This window comes from Paenibacillus sp. FSL R5-0486 (assembly GCF_037975155.1).
In the GTDB taxonomy this organism is placed as follows: Bacteria; Bacillota; Bacilli; order Paenibacillales; family Paenibacillaceae; genus Paenibacillus; species Paenibacillus amylolyticus.
In genome coordinates this window covers 7,086,285-7,104,606 of sequence record NZ_CP150237.1, presented here as the reverse complement: position 1 = coordinate 7,104,606, position 18,322 = coordinate 7,086,285, and the positions used below count along the sequence as shown (strand labels likewise).

Here is an 18,322-nt window from a genome sequence, read left to right as displayed (position 1 = left end):
TAGGAGGAAACTATGTACACAGCAAAAATCCGGAAGAAACCATGGCAAAGAATGTCCATGCTAGTTCTTTCCTTTATTCTGGCGATTGGAACGTTGCCCATGAGTTTGGCTCAAGCGGATGCGACTAACCAGACTCCTGTTGGTCCGGGCGGAGTTGGATCCCCTTCACTATGGCTACGACCAGAGCGGGTAAGCGGAGTTGCCAGCGGCGAAAAGGTGAGTATCTGGGAAGATCAAGGCAGTAAAATAAACAACGCAACCCAAAGTACGGAAGCTAATCAACCGACCTATTGGGATGATAAAAATCATAATATCAATTTCAATCCGGTATTGGAATATAACGGCACGAGTAGTTTTATGAATCTGGATGTAAGTAAGCTTCCTCAAGGGAAGAGCCCCAGATCGATCATTACCGTTAGCAAAACCAATAAAACGGGAGGCCTCAATTATATTATTTCATGGGGAGTACAAACACCGAATGTTTATACGGGTATGGGGATGCTTCAGAATAATACAAGGGGCGGCTTGACGACATTTAACAGTGATAGGAACCAAACATTATACACCCCTGAAGGATTCTTGGGCACGACTTTCCCGAACGAGCAATTTGTTACTTGGACAGGCGGAGATACTGGTATAAACCAAGCTAGATTGTACAGTAAAATGAAGCAGGTACAGCAACTAAATGACTGGGGAAAAGATAATGTTAAGCTATGGGATACTGGTAACTCTGGCGGAGCAGTAGTCGGTAAGCTGATCCCAGCAGCTACGGGCATTGAACATTGGCAGGGTACGATTGAAGAAATTATCGTATTTGACCATGCTCTTACGGACGCAGAACGCCAAAAAGTCAGCACATATCTGGCGATCAAATATGGCTACACGATGGATCAGACGACAGCAAATTCATATGTCGATTCAAACATGGCTACGATCTGGGATGCCCAGGAGAACGCAGTCTATACCCATCGCATTACAAGCATCGGTCGAGATGATCAGAGCGGATTGATGCAGAAACAAGCCAAAGCGCAGGAACTGGGATCTACGTTGACGATTGCATTGGGCAACAGTGTTGAGGATACCAATTCTGCAAATAAAAATGAATTCTTAAAGGATTCTTCTTTCTTTACGTTTGGTGACAATGGAGCAAGTACTGAATTCAAAACACCAATTACGAAAGATGGGAAAAAACTACTTGGGATGGAGCGTGTCTTCAAGGTACAGAAAGCAAATTGGACTGAATCACAGATTACACTTCAGGTAGACGAAACGGGAGGTAACCCGGCGTTGCCTCGGTATGTTGTGATCAGCGATGATACTCAATTTGGTAATCCAAACTCATTACATTTAATTGAGAATGGCCAATTAACCCTGAATACCTCTAGTTTTGGTCCGAACTCATACTTTACCATTGCAACTGCTGCTACTCCTTTGACGGTACCGGACGTCACACTGACCGACGATGAGTTGACGTGGGAAGCAGTTGCGCATGCAGATAAATATAAAGTAACGATTGAACTGGAAGACGGCACGAAGCGAACGGTGGAAGTAACCGGAATGGCGCTTAACCTGTCGCAATTGGTACCATCGCTAGAAGTTGGCACCTACAAAGTGACAGTAACAGCGAAGACGAACAATCCAGCCTATTCAGATTCAGAAGAGTCGAATTCGATAAATTATGTTGTTGCTATTGATAAGGCGAAGTTGAAAGCCAAAATCGATGAAATTAACGGTAAGATCGAATCAGGCGAACTGGACAAAGAGGAGTACACACCAGCGAGCTGGACAGCACTGGATAATGCGATGAATGAAGCAGAGCGAGTGTTGAATGAACCGACAGCGACTCAAGCGCAGGTAGACAAGGCGCTTTTGGATCTGACAGATGCAAGAACGGGCCTAATCCCTACAACATCTGTACCCGTTGTAGATAAATCAGTTTTGCAAGCGAAAGTAACTGAGATTACAGGTGAAAGCCTGGAAGAATCAGCTTACACGCCAGCGAGCTGGGTAACACTCAAAGATGCAATGAATGAAGCAGAGCGAGTGTTGAATGAACCGACAGCGACTCAAGCGCAGGTAGATAAGGCACTTCAGGATCTGACAGATGCAAGAACGGGCCTAATCCCTACAACATCTGTACCCGTTGTAGATAAATCAGTTTTGCAAGCGAAAGTAACTGAAATTACAGGTGAAAGCCTGGAAGAGTCAGCGTACACACCAGCGAGCTGGGTAACACTCAAAGATGCGATGAATGAAGCAGAGCGAGTGTTGAATGAACCGACAGCGACTCAAGCGCAGGTAGATAAGGCACTTCAGGATCTGACAGATGCAAGAACGGGCCTAATCCCTACAACATCTGTACCCGTTGTAGATAAATCAGTTTTGCAAGCGAAAGTAACTGAAATTACAGGTGAAAGCCTGGAAGAGTCAGCGTACACACCAGCGAGCTGGGAAGCACTCAAAGATGCGATGAATGAAGCAAATCGAGTGCTTAATGATCTGACAGCGACTCAAGCGCAGGTAGACAAGGCACTTTTGGATCTGACAGATGCAAGAACGGGACTTACCAAAGTAATTGGTACAGATGAGTCTACGTTGCAAACACTGGTCCCTTCCGTGGGAAGATTGTCTCCGGCTTTTGATCCGGCGAAAGACACGCACACCATCTCTGTGCCGAATAGCGTATATCAATTCCAGCTCACGCCAACGGCACTTGATCCACTTGCGAAGATTGAAATAGCTGTTGGAGATGGAGAATGGAACGAGGTTTCAAGTGGTACTGTAAGTGAGAATCTACCGCTCCAAGTCGGTGGAAATAAGATCGTTGTTAGAGTAACCGATTCACTTGGAAATGTTACGGCGTATAAAATCAACGTGACTAGAGCATCCAGTGACAATGGTAACAATGGTGGAGGCAACAATGGCGGTGGTGGAAATACGGGAGGTAACGGCGGAAGTACACCAGCACCAGCACCTACACCTGCGCCAGTACCAACGCCAACTCCGGTACCCGTGAAGGATAATTTGGAAACAACTCGGGATGGTAACCATCAACCATTTGCTACATCCAAACCATCTGACAACAAAGAAACATTGGTTCAAGTTGATCCAGCCAAGCTGAATGTTGCCATGTCACAAGGCACAGGCCAGCAGTTCGCCATTCATTCACCGAATGATGGGGATATGAAGGTGAACGGTTTAACCCTGGAAACACTGAAACAATTGGTGGATCAAGGTTCCAAACTAAACATTAGCAATCCGCTGGCAATCTATCCGGTACCTGGTGGTAAAATGGACGCGAATGGTGTGTCCAGAAAGCTTGGTAATGCAGCGTTGAATGATATTGATGTCCATGTTGATATCGCACGTTCCTCGGATGCTTTGATTGACAGCGCCGAGACAAGAGCCGCATCCCAAGGATACGAGCTACTTGTCACACCGGTTGATCTGGATCTGACGTTCACGAAAGATGGACAGAGCGTGCGATCCGGCCAGCTGAACGGTTATGCACCGAAGTATATTGCACTTCCGGAAGGTATCGATCCGAACCGGATTACTACAGGCGTAATCATTAATCCGGACGGTAGCATCTTCCATGTACCAACGGTTGTCACTAAGATCAGTAGTCGTTACTACGCACTCATTAATGACTTGCGTAGCAGCGGAAGTTACTCGGTTATCTGGAACCCGCAGGATTTTGAAGATGCCAGATCCCATTGGGGCAAAACTGATGTGAACAACATCGCTGCGAGATTAGATCTGCAAGGTAACGGAGATAACACATTCTCACCGAACCGTCAGGTTACTCGTTCTGAGTTTGCCGAGATTGTTGTGCTTGGACTGGGCTTAATGCGTCAGGATGCACCGCAGAATCTATTCCCTGACGTTAACGATTCCGCATGGTTCCGCTCTGCGGTAGCCCTTGCAAATGAATTCGGTATCGTTCGCGGTTACGATAATGGGAACTTCAACGGTAATCAGGAGATCACACGTGAGCAAGGATTTGCTATGGTTGCTCGTGCCTACCGTCTGATTGAGCCGGAAGCGGCAATTAGCCCGGATCAGATGAACTCTGAACTGGAACGTTACAGTGATGCAGCCGATGTATCGAATTGGGCCAAGGAAGATGTAGCCCAGTTGATTACAGCGGGGATCATCCAAGGTAATGGGCCAGAAGTGCTGAGTCCGAAGACCACGATGACCCGTGCTGAGGTCACTGCATTGATTGCAAGAATGTTGAAGGTAACCAACTTGATTGATCAATAAACACAATCTAAAATGAAAAGCCTTTGCTGACATTGGGGGTCGGCAAAGGCTTTTTTCTATTTTTATTAAATTCTTAAATTCATGTCGTAATACTTTCGCCCTGTTGGCAGATCGTGGAATCTGAGATGATGGGTTCACCAGAGGTTCGGGTGACAAACTTTGAACTGCTGGCCTTCAGGCTATTGCGATCCTTCCTTCTACAATCATTGGAGATCATAGGGTCGCAGCTCTCCTGAAGATTTTATTTCAGAGAGGAGGCGTCCAGGCTATCACATTCCTTCCTTCTAACCCTAACCTTTCACGTTATATAGGGATGTGGCTTTCCTGGACTCTTTTATCATGAACAATACGATCTATTTGCGCAGAGCGAATAAACTCATTATTGAATCAAGTGAAGGGAAACAACAGTTGCCGAAGACACACCTGGCGACTGTCCTCAAAAATATTGAAGCACTCGGATACACATTCTCGGATGAGTTAATGCAGGCGATGCGGCAACTGTCCAAGGAACAATTTGAAGCAGTATATCATCAACTGGTGGCTGATCTGAGAGTCATGGTCGGCGCACATGTGAGGTACACACCGATGTATGCAGGATTCCCGATGCAGGTGATGCAAACAGATGAAGCGGAGTTATACCTTAATGCGATTATTCATTATCTGACCAACCTGACTGTGGTCTATCCGGATCAACCATCTGTGGAGCGAATGCCTTTGCTGGAGAAGACGGACTTGAAAGTCATTGGACTGGGAAACCAGCAAGCATTCCAGACACTCATCCGTCAGATCATTGAAGCAAAAGGTTCCATCTCGGAAACAGACAAGGCCGATATCGACACGGTATTGGAGCATGCAGACCCGGAAGACGTGGATGCACTATTACCCACTGAGATTCCGTTCAAAGAAAATGTGGGCTTTGTGGTCGCCTCGCTGTTGAAGCATGAAAAAGCGAACATCGACCGGATCGGTCCGTATTTCAAAACGGCAAGTGATGTCCTGCGTCTGGCTGTTGCCTGGTCCGATGGTGATGTCAGCCTGGCTGCGGCTTCTCCCTTCCGGAAATTCAAACGCCGAGAGAGACGCCTTTTGCTCGGATTATTGGAGCAGTGTGGCTCCATGACGGAGGATATGCTGCGATATAAGGATCGCTGGATTCGCCTTGGCGAAATTCTGCATCCTTCGGAATATAAGCTTCGGTATCCACGATGCGAAGAAGCCTTTGATATTTTGCGTAATAATAAGCCTTATTCGACCTTCAACGGAAGTGTGGAGCTTGCCTTCCAATATCGGAATGTATGGAGTCTGATTGATCTGTTGTCACAGCGTCCAGGTGAATTCGCGAGAAGACTGGATCACTTGCTGCGGATGACCGAAGATGAAGCGTATGTACTGCTGGCATTTGGTGAGGTACTGGAGCAAGTATCTACCCCGGTGTTATTGCAGGTAAGACAGCATTTTGCCCACCGTAATGAACCGCAGGATTTGCGTGTCTTTTTCCCGAAAGGCAATGTAGCCAAAGCTTTTGCTGTTCCGAATGAGCTGCCAGAGATCAATGAAGCCACGTGTCAGAATGTCGTGCAATTGTGCGAACAGGCATTGGTAGAGCGCTTCGCTGCCCTTGCCCCGCTCGGGAAGACTTATGTCGATCCGCAGCTTCATGATTATCTGGTACCCTTTTCCCAGAGATCGGCGAGCAAGGCTTTGCATACTATCGTTCGTGGAAGCCGTGTGCCGATGGCAGAGGGTGATACCATTCGTTTCTTCAACTGGTGGAAAGAGGGGGACGTGGATGGAAAGTCTACAGGGCGCGTGGACATTGACTTGTCTGCGGTGATGTACGATAAGGACTGGAACTATGTGGAGCATATTTCCTATACGAATCTGCGATCCTCTAACTATAAGGCTGTCCATAGCGGAGATATCGTGACTGCACCTAACGGAGCAAGTGAGTTTATTGATCTGCATATTCCATCCATCGTGGCTTATGGTGGACGATATGTGGTGGCAACACTGCTTTCGTTCACCAGTCATCCGTATTGTGATCTGCCGGAATGTTTTGTAGGGTGGATGATGCGGAAGAAGCCGGGGTCTGGCGAGATTTTCGAACCGTCTACCGTAGCGAACAAAATCGATATTACCGCGGATACGCAGATTGCGATTCCTGTGATTATGGACCTGGTCGAACGTACCGTCATCTGGACAGACCTGGCGCTGACAAGCCATCCGGATTACTATAATAATGTGGAAGGCAATCAAAAAGGTATGGTCCTGATGGGCAAAGCACTAACGAATTTACGCAAACCCGATCTGCATGACTTGTTCATGCTACATGCCAAAGCTAGAGGAGAACTGGTGGATACAATAGATCAGGCGGATACAATCTATTCGGTGAATCAAGGCGTTACGCCGTATGATATCGAGCAGATTATGGCGGAGTATCTGGTTTGAATTGTTTGACTTGACTACTGACGATATGTGAATATCTATGTGAATATCAAGGTTAGAAAAGAGTAGCTGATGCTGCTCTTTTTTCTGTTTAGATGCAAAGAGCCTACAGAATGGTGCAGGTAATGTCGGATGCAAAGAGAATGACTTTGCTAAGCTTAAATTAACGTGGGAGGGATGATATGGATACGCTGAGGCGGTTAAATGAAGCCTTGAATTATATTGAGGAGCATCTGATGGATGTCGTGGACATGAAGGAGATTTCCCGGATTGCCTGTTGCTCGGAGTATCATTTTACACGCATGTTCTCTTTTCTTAGTGGTGTAACACTCTCGGAATATATTCGACGTCGCCGCTTGACACTTGCAGCCATGGAGTTAAGCCACAGTGACAGCAAAATCATTGATATTGCACTAAAATACGGGTATACATCGCCGGATTCTTTCTCGCGTGCTTTTCAAAGCATGCATGGCACTACGCCCTCCGAAGCGCGAAACCATGGTCCATCTCTTAAAGCCTTCCCACGGATGACATTTCAACTGACTATTCAAGGAGGAAGCGAAATGAACTACCGCATTGAAGATAAAGAGGCGTTTCGAATCGTGGGTATTCGTAAAAGGGTGCCGATTGTATTTCACGGAGTAAATCCGGAGATTGCGGCGATGTACCAGAGTCTTACACCGGAATTGATTGATACGATCAAGGGGGCATCAAACGTCCAACCTCTGGGCTTAATCAGTGCTTCAGCCCATTTCAGTGAGGGACGGATGGCCGAACAGGGAGAACTGGATCATTACATTGGTGCAGCTACGACAAAAGAGACGCCTGAAGGACTGGAACACCTGGAGGTTCCTGCTTCGACGTGGGCTGTATTTACCGTGGTGGGTCCGTTTCCTGGTACGCTTCAGGAGGTGTGGGGCCGGATCTACGCGGAATGGTTTCCTTCATCGGACTATGAGCTGAGTGAGGGCCCGGAAATGTTATGGAATGAGCACAAGGATGTTACTGTAGAGCAATATAGAAGTGAGATATGGATACCTATTCGGAAGAGATGATACTGTCTCTAGCTTAGTATCTGCGGGCGCAGCTTTTTGAAGCTGCGTTTTTGTTTTCAGAATTTGCTATCGGATGTACGAGCCGTTTTCATTGCAAATATATGTAATATAATGGTATTATTTTATTGGAATTGTAAGAATACTTGGATGTAGAAGAGTGATTTAAAAAGGGGGTGGCGAGATCAGGTTTACATGAAGTGATGACTCTATTCTATACGCACGCAGACATAAACATTCCATTGATTATGGACGGGCTCACATAGCAGACATATCGATATGAGACGGAAGTGTCAGTTATTATACATTATTATGTAAGCGCTTTATTAAATGAGTTCCAAGGAGGGAATTACTCATGACCAAAAGTATAGTGAGAAAGGCGCTTGGTTTGTTTTTAATCATCGTTATGATCGCAACAGCTGTTGTATACCCTGCATCTACTGGACACGCGGCAACCATTAATGTGACCGATAACGGCTCCAGAATTGAAGTAAACACCGGATCAGGATTAGTCTATGTGGTGAACAAAACCAATGGGGATATTATATCGGCCAAAATGAACGGTACAGAGCTGAACAGCAACAAAGGATCACATATCGGCTCAGGTTTGGGCTCCTCTGCCAATGTGACGTGGAATACCTCTCCTTCAGGATCAACCGTGTTAATTACGGTATCCACAAGCACACTAACTCACTATTATGCTTCACGTGGTGGGGAGAATATCATATACATGGCCACGCATATCACGGCTCAACCTTCGATCGGGGAGCTGCGATACATTTTCCGTGGTAATGGTAGTGTTTTGACAGGTGTTCCGGCGAATTCAAACAACAGGGGTAACACCGGAGCGATTGAAAGTCAGGATGTGTTCGGGTTTGCCAATGGACAGTCGGCCTCCAAATATTATGGTAATGATCAGGCCAAAGATTTATCCGTTCGTGGAGTTACGGGGAATGGCGTCGGTGTATTTATGGCCTACGGCAATCGGGAAAAAAGCTCTGGTGGTCCATTCTTCCGCGACATCCAGTTCCAAAGTGGAACAGAGACGGAAGTATATAACTATATGAACTCGGGACATGCACAGACGGAGAATTGGCGCCTGGGTCTACATGGGCCGTACGCTTTGATCTTTACAACCGGAGGTACGCCAAGTGTACCCGATTTCAGCTGGATGTCTGGTCTGAATCTGCAGGGTTGGGTATCCAGTCGGGGGAACGTAGTGCTTAATGGCCTCTCCGGGATGGATACAGGATATGCTTACACAATTGGGTTCGCTAATAGCAATGCCCAGTATTGGGTGGGGACGTCTTCAAGTGGGGCGGCCGCCAAATACAGCATGATCCCGGGCACGTACACTATGACAGCTTATAAGGGAGAACTGGCCGTATATACGGAAACGGTTAATGTCACGACAGGGCAAACGACGACACTGAATACACGTACGATCAACAATGACCCAAGTAAAGCCTCTAACATCTGGCGAATCGGCAACTGGGATGGTACACCACGGGAGTTGCTGAATGGACAGACGATTCCGATCCGTCACCCTTCCGATAGTCGCAACCCAAGCTGGGGACCTGTCACCTATGCCACCGGCAGCGCGACCAATCGATTCCCGGCAATCCAGTTCCGTGGTCAGAATTCTCCAACCACAATAACGTTTAATTTGAATGCATCTCAAGCGGCATCTTCTCATACGCTCAACATCGGTATTACGGCAGCTTACAATAATGGCAGACCGAGTGTAACGGTTAATGGACATGCTTTAACCAATCCTGCTGCATCTTCACAGCCCAAATCTCGTAGCTTCACCATTGGTACGTATCGTGGGAACAACACAACCTTTAGCTGGAATGTTCCAGCATCCTACTTCGTCAATGGTTCCAACACTATCACGATTACGCCGATCAGTGGTTCCAGTGACTTGGGTAACTGGTTAAGTGCAGGTTGGGTCTACGATTGTGTTGAGTTGTTGAATTAAATTGCGAATGCAATGTAAGAGCAGGTGAAGATATGATCCGTAATAAAACATATTGGATGGTACCGGTCTTCATAGGGTTGATTATTTTCTTGATGGGATGTACTTCCTATTCTAATGTTTCATCTGCTTCAATTAAGGCGTATAAGCAAAACATCAAGCAGGAGTTTCCGAAAATTCGAGAGACGAAGATTCGTTATTCCACTCCACGGGTGGAATTTGCCTACATTGTGAAAAAGCAGTTGGGAGAAAATGAGGTAGGACGTCTGTTTGTTCAGACCCGAGATTTCATGACCAGCCCATCATTTCAAAATGAAGTAGTCAATGGAGAGTATAAGGACGAAAATCCGAGTTGGGGCGATCCGGAACTGGCGATTACAATTACCGTTCGTGGTAATGATGTGACAGCCTATCAGTTTACGTGTAAACCGACGGAATCAGATTCCGACACAGGTGCAGCAGAGTATACGGAATGGTACGTCCAGACAGCAGGTGATCCAGAAAGTAGGCCTTATTCAGTCCCGAACAACGAGGACGACACATAAATATTATTAATTTTCTGCCAATGATTCTTAGGTAAAGTAGTCCGAGTTGCATGATCAAACATAGTGGGTGTCATCCAAGTCGTCTGAATGAACTTGGATGACACCTATTTGATTTAAATTTGCAGGCAGTCCATTGCTGGAGATGGTGATCCGGATAGTGGTATAATTTTCAATACGTAATCATGAGTGAATGAACGGGGAGGAAAAGAGAATGAGAGACGATCTGTTGGTTCAATTGCAAGAGTGGCATGAAGAAGATGAGTTTCAGGAAATTGTAGATGCAATTCAAGCAATTCCTGTGGAAGAAAGGGATTATGAGCTGGTTAACCATTTGGGAAGAGCGCTAAATAACCTGGAAAGGTATGAAGAAGCGGTTGAACAATTCCTGACGGTTGCTAAAGAGGGCACAGGCGACCCACTTTGGCATTATCGGATTGGACTGGCTTATTATTATCTGGAGCAATATGCGCATGCCCAGCAAGCGTTCGAAAGAGCGGATCAATTGGAGCCTGAGGATGAAGATACGCTGGAGTTTCTGGAATGGATTCGAAGCAAAATGGAGGAGCCATCCGAATCTGAATCTGAAGTTGAAACGGATCCAGAGGCTAGTGAAGAATTCCGTGTACCCGTTGACGTTGCAGCGACCCTTCCAACGGTTCCCAGACCGGAATCAGGCAAATTCTGGAACGATAGTGAGCAGGCACTGGAGCATTATGTGTCCAATCCGCCAAGTGATGGTCTCATTGACTCTGTGGAGGAGCAATTGGTGTTCCGACTCCCTGTCTCCTACATTGAGATGATGAAGCTACATAACGGTGGCGTTCCGTGCAATCGTTATTTCCCTGTAGCGAATACAGATACAGGAGCTACGGATTATGTTGAAATTGAAGGCATACTGGGCATTGGCCGTGAGAAGCCTCGCACATTAGCCGGTGCACAAGGTAGCTGGACTTTGATTGAACGTGAAGGCTATCCGGAGATTGGTGTAGTCATCGCAGTTTCTCCTTCGGAGTCGGGGGTTGTCATGCTCGATTATCGTTCATTCGGTAATGATGGAGAACCTGAGGTCGTTTATGTGAAGAGGGAGAATCCCAAAGAGACCATTCTGCTGGCACCGAACTTTGAGACGTTTATCCAGGGATTAATGACCCCGGAGGTTTAGAATTCGAATTCCTTAAACTGTTTGTGCAAAAACACATCATTCGTTTAGGAGGTACTTTTGTCTGGAAGGGAGACAGAAGGTGATATGGAGGAACCGCTCAAAGTATATAACACCGCAGTGGAAGCTTTTCTTGAAGTAATCGGGGGGAAGTGGAAGCCTGTTATTCTATTCCATCTTACCTTTGGCAAGAAACGTAATGGTGAGCTGATGAAACTGATCCCTGCGATCACTCAGAAAGTGTTGACTCAGCAACTTGGTGAACTAACGGAGGCGGGGGTTATTGTCCGTATTTCCCATCACCAGGTCCCACCTAAAGTGGAGTATGAGTTAACAGCGTATGGATGGAGTCTTAAAGAGATTCTTCATCTGATGTGTAGGTGGGGCGATATACACGTGGAGAATGTATATGGTGATCGAGGAAAAATTCTGTTTAAGCCGCCAACTACTACTGACCGTTGAGGGACTTATATTAGCCGATTCTGGAATTCAGGAATCGGCTTATTTTGCATTTTATTTACTTTACGGAAGGATCTTGCGATCACGTAGATTTCTGAAAATATCCATAAACATAGTCTCAGTGTCAATGAAATCATGGAATCCGAAGCGGCGAGCTTTGGAACCATCTGCGAAGAAATCGTAATCCCACGAGAAGACAAAGTCACCAAATGCCCATGAAGAGACATCGTCATAAGGGGTGTTTAACAAACCATACTTTTCAATCATGGAATTCCAGAGATTTTCTTTATCCGCCATCACTGTTGCAAGTGAAAGGGGCAGTGGAGGTGCTGTTTCCAATTCAAAAAACGCAGCGATTTTGGGCCATAGCTCATTCCAGCGAAACAGATCACCATTGGTGATATTAAATGCCTGATTGGCACATTTCGGATCGGTTGCTGCCCATACGGTTGCATGAGCCAGCAATGTTGCATCAGTCATTTCAAGAAGAGAATGATACGCTCCTGGTTTCCCAGGGAATCGAAGGGGCAAGCCAAGTTCCTTGGAGATAGCAGCATAAACGCCAATAACCATGGCAAGGTTCATTGGATTACCCAGGGCAAATCCACATACAACAGATGGGCGCAGGGCTGACCAGGTCCAGCTGCTTCCGGGTTGCCGATCCTCGAGAAACCGTTGCTGATCGACATTGAATTCAGGGGGCATATGATATGCGTCCGTTTCTTTGGCAGGTGTTTTGAATGGCCCCAGATGTGCACCGTACACTTTATAACCTTGCATTAGGCTAATATGTTGGAGATTTGGAGCGATCGGTTCGATGGTATTCACCACATTGACGAGCATGGCCAGGTTGGGCTGTACCAATTCGGCCCAAGTTGGGCGATCCTGATACGCGGCGTAGAAAATATGCGTAACCGTCGTTAAATGACTCAGTTTGTCTTGTGTGTCTGCTTCGTTCAGTAAATCAGCTGATATATAACGTAAACCGGAGGCATCTTCTCCTCCGCGGCGAGATACACCAATGACATTCCATTGCGGAAGTGTCATCAGATAATCAATAAGGTTTCTTCCAATGACGCCTCTAGCACCAATGACAAGTGCGGTGTGACGGGTAACGGATTGTTCGGGTTTCAATGGACATGCTCCTCTCTTCTTCTGTTCATATTGTGGGTCAGAAAAAGAAGGATGAGAAGTACGCACCTCAAAGTCATATACGTACTTTGAAGTAATATATGAGCCTGGAGCAGGATATGAGCGTTATAATTGGCACTTCAAAGGAGGTTAATTACCTATAACCACAAGAAGCTGTAAAAGGAACAATTGTCCTTTCACAGCTTAGATGTATCTGTATATTCGTTCAATAGATCTGTTGAAAATATGGTTTACGCCGGATATCCGCCACCTGGAGGAGGCCATGCGCCGTAGAAGCGACGTAGCAGAACAATCTCCCCTAGATGGTACGAGTTATGGGAGGCGATATTGCGCAGAAGTCCTGCTTTAGTTTCACCCGGGAAATAGAGCAGTGGATCATCTAATTGTGCAGTTTCTGCAATGGCTACGGCTTGATCAACTCCATCCAAGAATGCCTGAATATCTGCCTTCCACGTCGCTTCGTCCTGTGGACCCTTCTCTTCAGGCCAGCTTTCACTCACGTTAGCAGGGAGCTGTGGCTTGCGTCCTTCCAAGTGTTCGAGCATGAATTGCTGCCAATAATGCATATGCTTCACCAACTGATAGATCGTATATGGCATGGCATCGTGCGTACGAGCAGCAAGTGTGACATCGATATCGGGTAGAGCACGGGCGATGCGGATATGACCGCGTTCCCCCACTAATGATTTGACAAGGGCTTGCCCAAAGCTTTGATTAACATCTGACATATGGTACCTTCCTCTCTTCCAAGACCGGATCTGATAACCTGTCTTCTATTTAGTATTATACAATTAAATTGCTAAAAATTAAAAATGGATAACCAAGTACCCTCAATACTTAAAATGCCTATGATATAATAGTGAAAATAAATCTCAAGACCTCAGGGTCGAGGAGGAAGCTCCTGTGAAAGTGATATTGGTTGACGACGAACGTCTAGCGTTGATAGGCCTTCAAAAATCACTAGAAAAAGAAGTAAGCGGCATTGAAATTATCGCTACATATATGAATCCAACAGAGGCTGTGGCGGGTATTGTGGAGCACCGTCCTGATGTTGTATTTCTGGATATTCATATGCCGGAGATGGATGGTATGGATCTGGGAAGACAGATTCAGGCGGCAACACCGGGCACCGAAATTATATTTGTGACCAGTTACGATCAATATGCGGTGCATGCTTTCGAATTACAGGCTTTGGACTATGTGATGAAGCCCATCCAAAAGGATCGATTGAAGCAGACGGTGAGCCGCGTAAGAGAGAAACTGAGCGTAAAACGCGAGCAGCGGTCAAAGGATACAAACGTACCTTTAATTTGCTGTTTTAATCAGATTCAGTTTAAGCTTCCAGGCAAGGATGTTCAGGTGGCCAAATGGCGTACAAGCAAGGCGCAGGAGCTGTTTGCATACTTGCTTCACCACCGGAACCAGGTCATCCATCGCAGTGTTCTGCTGGAGCTTCTGTGGCCGGGAATGGAAGAGGAGAAGACGACACATCAACTCTACACTGCAATGTATCATGTCCGCCAAACCCTGAAAACTTGCAATATGGATATGATCACGATTCAGAGCGGGCACCTGGAGGCAGGCTATCGACTCGAATTGGGTGAGGCTCAGTTGGATAGTGAGCAGTGGGAACGGGAAATCAGGCAATGGAAAGTCGTAAACGCAAGTACCGTTCATGCCTATGAGCAAGCGCTTCATCTATATAAGGGTACCTATCTTGGCAATTATGAATACATGTGGGCTGAACCTGAGCGGGAAAGATTACGCTATCTGTGGCTGTATCATATGAGACAACTAAGTCTGTATTACCAGCAGCATGGGCTGGTGGAGAAAGTGGTCGAGAGTACACAACGTATCCAGCATATGCTTCCGGATGAAGAAGAAAGTTATTTTATGCTAATGAAGTTATATGATGAAATGCACAACGATCTCGGTGTGGAGGAGCAGTATCGTCTCTTAACCACCAGAATGGAGCAAGATTTGGAGATACCGATCAGTGAGGATATTACTGAATGGTATAAGGACTGGAAGCTCGGTTTAACCAAAGTCATGAAAAAATAATTAATGAAATTACTTCAAACGAAACGTATGGACCGTTACAAATATTTGATCATCATGCTAATCATTTTTGGAGTGTTAATTGGCATGCGCTCGGTATGGTCGGAGCTATTCCACACAGTAGATGAGCATCGCGCCGTTAACGGGGTGCTTGATTTGAGAGATGTGGATCTGGATCAGTCCCCTGTCATGTACTTGAATGGGGAATGGGAACTTTACCCGGATGAGTTGCTGACCCAACAAGATATTGCGAAGAAGAATGGCGGTGCGAAGAGTGTTCAGGTCCCAGGAGACTGGGGGAGTGCACAGAATCAGGAACAAGAGAGTTCGTACGGGTACGGAACATATCGATTGCGCATTTTGACAGATCCACTTCAGACGCCGGTAACCTTCTGGTTCAAGGGAATCCGAAGTTCATCCGAGATCGAGTTGAATGGAGACGCGGACGGGGGTATGGGTGAGGTCTCCGCGGATAGCAGTACATATATACCCCGAAGCACTTCATATACAGCGACCTATGATCAGGAAGGAACAACCTCCATTGAACTATTGGTTCGTGTAGCCAATTACGATAGCCCGTATATGGGCGGAATTAGCAAACCTGTTCGCTTTGGTTCACAGGCAGCCGTTGATTTTTCGCGTTGGTATTCCATTGGTTTTCAGATGCTCACCTTTCTGGTTCTGCTCCTCCACGGCATGTATGCCTGTATTCTTTACGCATTTAATCGACAGGAACGTTCCTTGCTGGTTGGAGCCGTATTAACTTTATCTGTTGGCATCACGGTTACGATGGGTCATGATAATATATTGATGTTATGGCTTCCTATTAATTATACCTGGGGCATTAAAATTCGATTGATCTCATTGTTGCTGCAAAATGCTTGTATCCTTCTGTTATTCCAGAGATTAACGATGGTTCATGTACGAAAGGCATGGCTACAGTGGCATGTTGTCATGACCTTGATCTATACGGCCGTGATTGTGGTGGTGCCCATTCATATTACCTATGCCATGATCCATTACAACGTCATTAACCTATTCTTTCTTGTATCCATGATCTGGTTTCTATACATCGTCGGAACGATGATCTTCAGGAAACAGGCGGACCGGGATATTGTTTTTCTGCTGCTTACTGCAGGAGGCATTATATCCAACCTGATATGGAGTGTGGTCGAGACAGCCAAAGATGTGACAACAGTCTATTATCCCATTGACATTATCTTTGCGATTACCGGCTTCTCCGCCTATTGGTTCAAGAAATACTTCAGGAATGTCAGGGAGAATATGAAGCTGAACACAGAACTGCAGAAGGGCGACAAAATTAAAGATCAATTCTTGGCGAATACATCACATGAACTGCGGACCCCGTTGCACGGGATCATTAACATCGCTCACAACGTGATCACCCGAGAGAAAAACCGGTTGGATGAACGGAGCCTGGAGGATATGGAGTTGCTGATTACGATCGGTCGACGGATGTCACATCTCCTTGGTGATCTACTGGATGTAGTCCGGCTGAAGGAGCACCGCATTGAGTTACGTCAGGGGCCTCTTTCCATACAGTCGGTTGTGCCTGGCGTTATCGCCATGCTGCAATTCATGGCAGAACGAAAACCGGTTTGCCTTCATATGGAGATTCCAGAATCGTTCCCTCAGGTCATGGCTGATGAAGAAAGGCTTGTTCAGATTTTGTATAATCTACTGCATAACGCGCTTAAACATACAGAGGAAGGAACGATATCCGTAAGTGCCGAAATTCGTGAAGGACATGCTCTGATTCATGTGACGGATACAGGCATTGGCATGGATGAGGATACACGGATGCGCATTTTCCTCCCGTATGAACAAGGGTCGTATGGAATCAGTGATGGACAAGGCATCGGGCTTGGGCTGAACATCTGCAAAGAGCTTGTAGAACTGCACGGCGGGGCACTTACGGTTCGCTCGGAACTTGGAAAGGGCTCGGTATTCAGCTTCGATCTGCCACTCGCGGATGAAGCCGCCGATCAGGGTCAGTCACAACTTCCCCTGATATGGGAACAGGCCGCCGAGATGATGGAAGATGCACCTAGCGGATTCCTGTTACCCCGCCAAGGTATGGGGGACGCGGAAGCCTTGGCGACAGCAGAGATGGCCCCGTTGTTAAAAGAGGGGAGAGCTACCATTCTGGCTGTGGATGATGATCCGGTGAATCTGGATGTGTTGGTCAGCATTCTTTCGACGGAACCATATGATATAACTACAGCGGGTTCGGGTCAGGAAGCTATGGAATTGCTCGGGACACGTCAGTGGGATCTGCTCATTACAGATGTGATGATGCCCAATATGTCCGGATATGAGTTAACCCAGAAGGTGAGGGAACAATTCTCGATGTCGGAGCTTCCTGTGCTGCTGTTGACGGCACGAAGTCAGCCGCCAGATATCTACACGGGGTTTGCATCGGGGGCCAATGATTATGTCACGAAGCCTGTAGATGCGGTGGAACTGAAATATCGGATACGTGCATTGACCATGCTAAATCAGTCTATCCAAGAGCGCCTGCGCATGGAGGCCGCTTATTTACAGGCTCAGATTCAGCCTCACTTCCTGTTTAATACGTTGAATTCACTTATGGTCTTAAGTGATATTGATACAGAGCATATGCGGAAGCTTGGCGATGCTTTTTCATCCTATTTACGGATCAGCTTCAACTATCTCAACACAGGGGAACTGGTGAAATTATCATATGAGCTGGAACTCGTTGAAGCCTATCTTTTTATTGAAAAAACACGATTTGAAGATCGATTGTCGGTGGTATTAAACGTAGAGCCGGACCTTCCGTTGCTTCTCCCGCCTCTATCCATTCAGCCTTTGATTGAAAATGCCGTCAGACACGGACTATTAAGCCGCAATGTAGGCGGTACGTTATGCCTATCGATCACTCGTCATGAGGGTTATACCCGTATTGAGGTGAAGGATAATGGCAAAGGCATCGAACCGGAGAAGGTTGCAGAGCTGCTACATGCTACGCCAGGTGGAAAAGGCGGAATAGGCATTGTGAATACAAACCGCAGATTGCTACAACGTTATGGTCAGGGATTATCGATCGTAAGTGAGCCGGGGGAGGGAACGATGGTATCATTTGATATTCCAGATGAGATATAAGGAAAAGGCCGCAGAAGTGAAAACTTCCGGCCTTTTTATTTTGCTTGAGCGTTCATTCCCTAAT

Annotated in this window: 11 protein-coding genes; 9 read left to right on the top strand and 2 right to left on the bottom strand. The window is 46.5% G+C overall.

Annotated features, from left to right (window positions below; genetic code table 11):
- The first annotated feature begins 12 nt into the window (after positions 1-12).
- The 7 genes from MKY01_RS31355 to MKY01_RS31325 all read left to right on the top strand — a co-directional run bounded on the left by MKY01_RS31355 (position 13) and on the right by MKY01_RS31325 (position 11,907).
- On the top strand, positions 13-4,266 hold the full coding sequence (locus tag MKY01_RS31355) for an S-layer homology domain-containing protein (protein WP_339284870.1): 4,254 nt from the start codon (positions 13-15) through the stop codon (positions 4,264-4,266).
- A 339-nt stretch (positions 4,267-4,605) separates the two neighbouring features.
- Positions 4,606-6,714 carry a TerD family protein gene (locus MKY01_RS31350; protein ID WP_339284868.1) on the top strand — a complete coding sequence of 703 codons (2,109 nt, stop codon included), beginning with the start codon at positions 4,606-4,608 and terminating at the stop codon, positions 6,712-6,714.
- Positions 6,715-6,893: 179 nt separating this feature from the next.
- Positions 6,894-7,766 (top strand): AraC family transcriptional regulator, encoded by an 873-nt coding sequence (locus MKY01_RS31345; RefSeq protein WP_282319828.1) that lies wholly within the window; start codon positions 6,894-6,896, stop codon positions 7,764-7,766.
- A gap of 352 nt (positions 7,767-8,118) precedes the next feature.
- Complete coding sequence (locus MKY01_RS31340) at positions 8,119-9,744, top strand: rhamnogalacturonan lyase B N-terminal domain-containing protein (protein WP_339284867.1); 1,626 nt, start codon at positions 8,119-8,121, stop codon at positions 9,742-9,744.
- A gap of 32 nt (positions 9,745-9,776) precedes the next feature.
- Positions 9,777-10,286, top strand: a complete 510-nt coding sequence (locus tag MKY01_RS31335; protein WP_339284866.1) for a hypothetical protein — start codon at positions 9,777-9,779, stop codon at positions 10,284-10,286.
- 211 nt (positions 10,287-10,497) lie between these two features.
- A complete protein-coding gene (locus MKY01_RS31330) occupies positions 10,498-11,448 on the top strand; it encodes an SMI1/KNR4 family protein (RefSeq protein WP_339284864.1) in 951 nt (316 codons plus the stop codon).
- Between the two features lie 84 nt (positions 11,449-11,532).
- Positions 11,533-11,907 (top strand): helix-turn-helix domain-containing protein, encoded by a 375-nt coding sequence (locus tag MKY01_RS31325; protein WP_047840975.1) that lies wholly within the window; start codon positions 11,533-11,535, stop codon positions 11,905-11,907.
- 60 nt (positions 11,908-11,967) lie between these two features.
- Here the strand turns inward: MKY01_RS31325 and MKY01_RS31320 are convergent, their stop codons facing one another.
- Positions 11,968-13,038 (bottom strand): SDR family oxidoreductase, encoded by a 1,071-nt coding sequence (locus tag MKY01_RS31320; protein WP_339284863.1) that lies wholly within the window; start codon positions 13,036-13,038, stop codon positions 11,968-11,970.
- A 248-nt stretch (positions 13,039-13,286) separates the two neighbouring features.
- On the bottom strand, positions 13,287-13,784 hold the full coding sequence (locus MKY01_RS31315; protein ID WP_036671799.1) for a DinB family protein: 498 nt from the start codon (positions 13,782-13,784) through the stop codon (positions 13,287-13,289).
- 175 nt (positions 13,785-13,959) lie between these two features.
- On the opposite strand from MKY01_RS31315, the gene MKY01_RS31310 reads away from it, so the two are divergent.
- Together MKY01_RS31310 and MKY01_RS31305 are read left to right on the top strand one after the other, a co-directional pair.
- A complete protein-coding gene (locus MKY01_RS31310) occupies positions 13,960-15,117 on the top strand; it encodes a response regulator (protein WP_339284861.1) in 1,158 nt (385 codons plus the stop codon).
- Between the two features lie 3 nt (positions 15,118-15,120).
- On the top strand, positions 15,121-18,258 hold the full coding sequence (locus MKY01_RS31305; RefSeq protein ID WP_339284860.1) for an ATP-binding protein: 3,138 nt from the start codon (positions 15,121-15,123) through the stop codon (positions 18,256-18,258).
- Positions 18,259-18,322 lie beyond the last annotated feature (64 nt).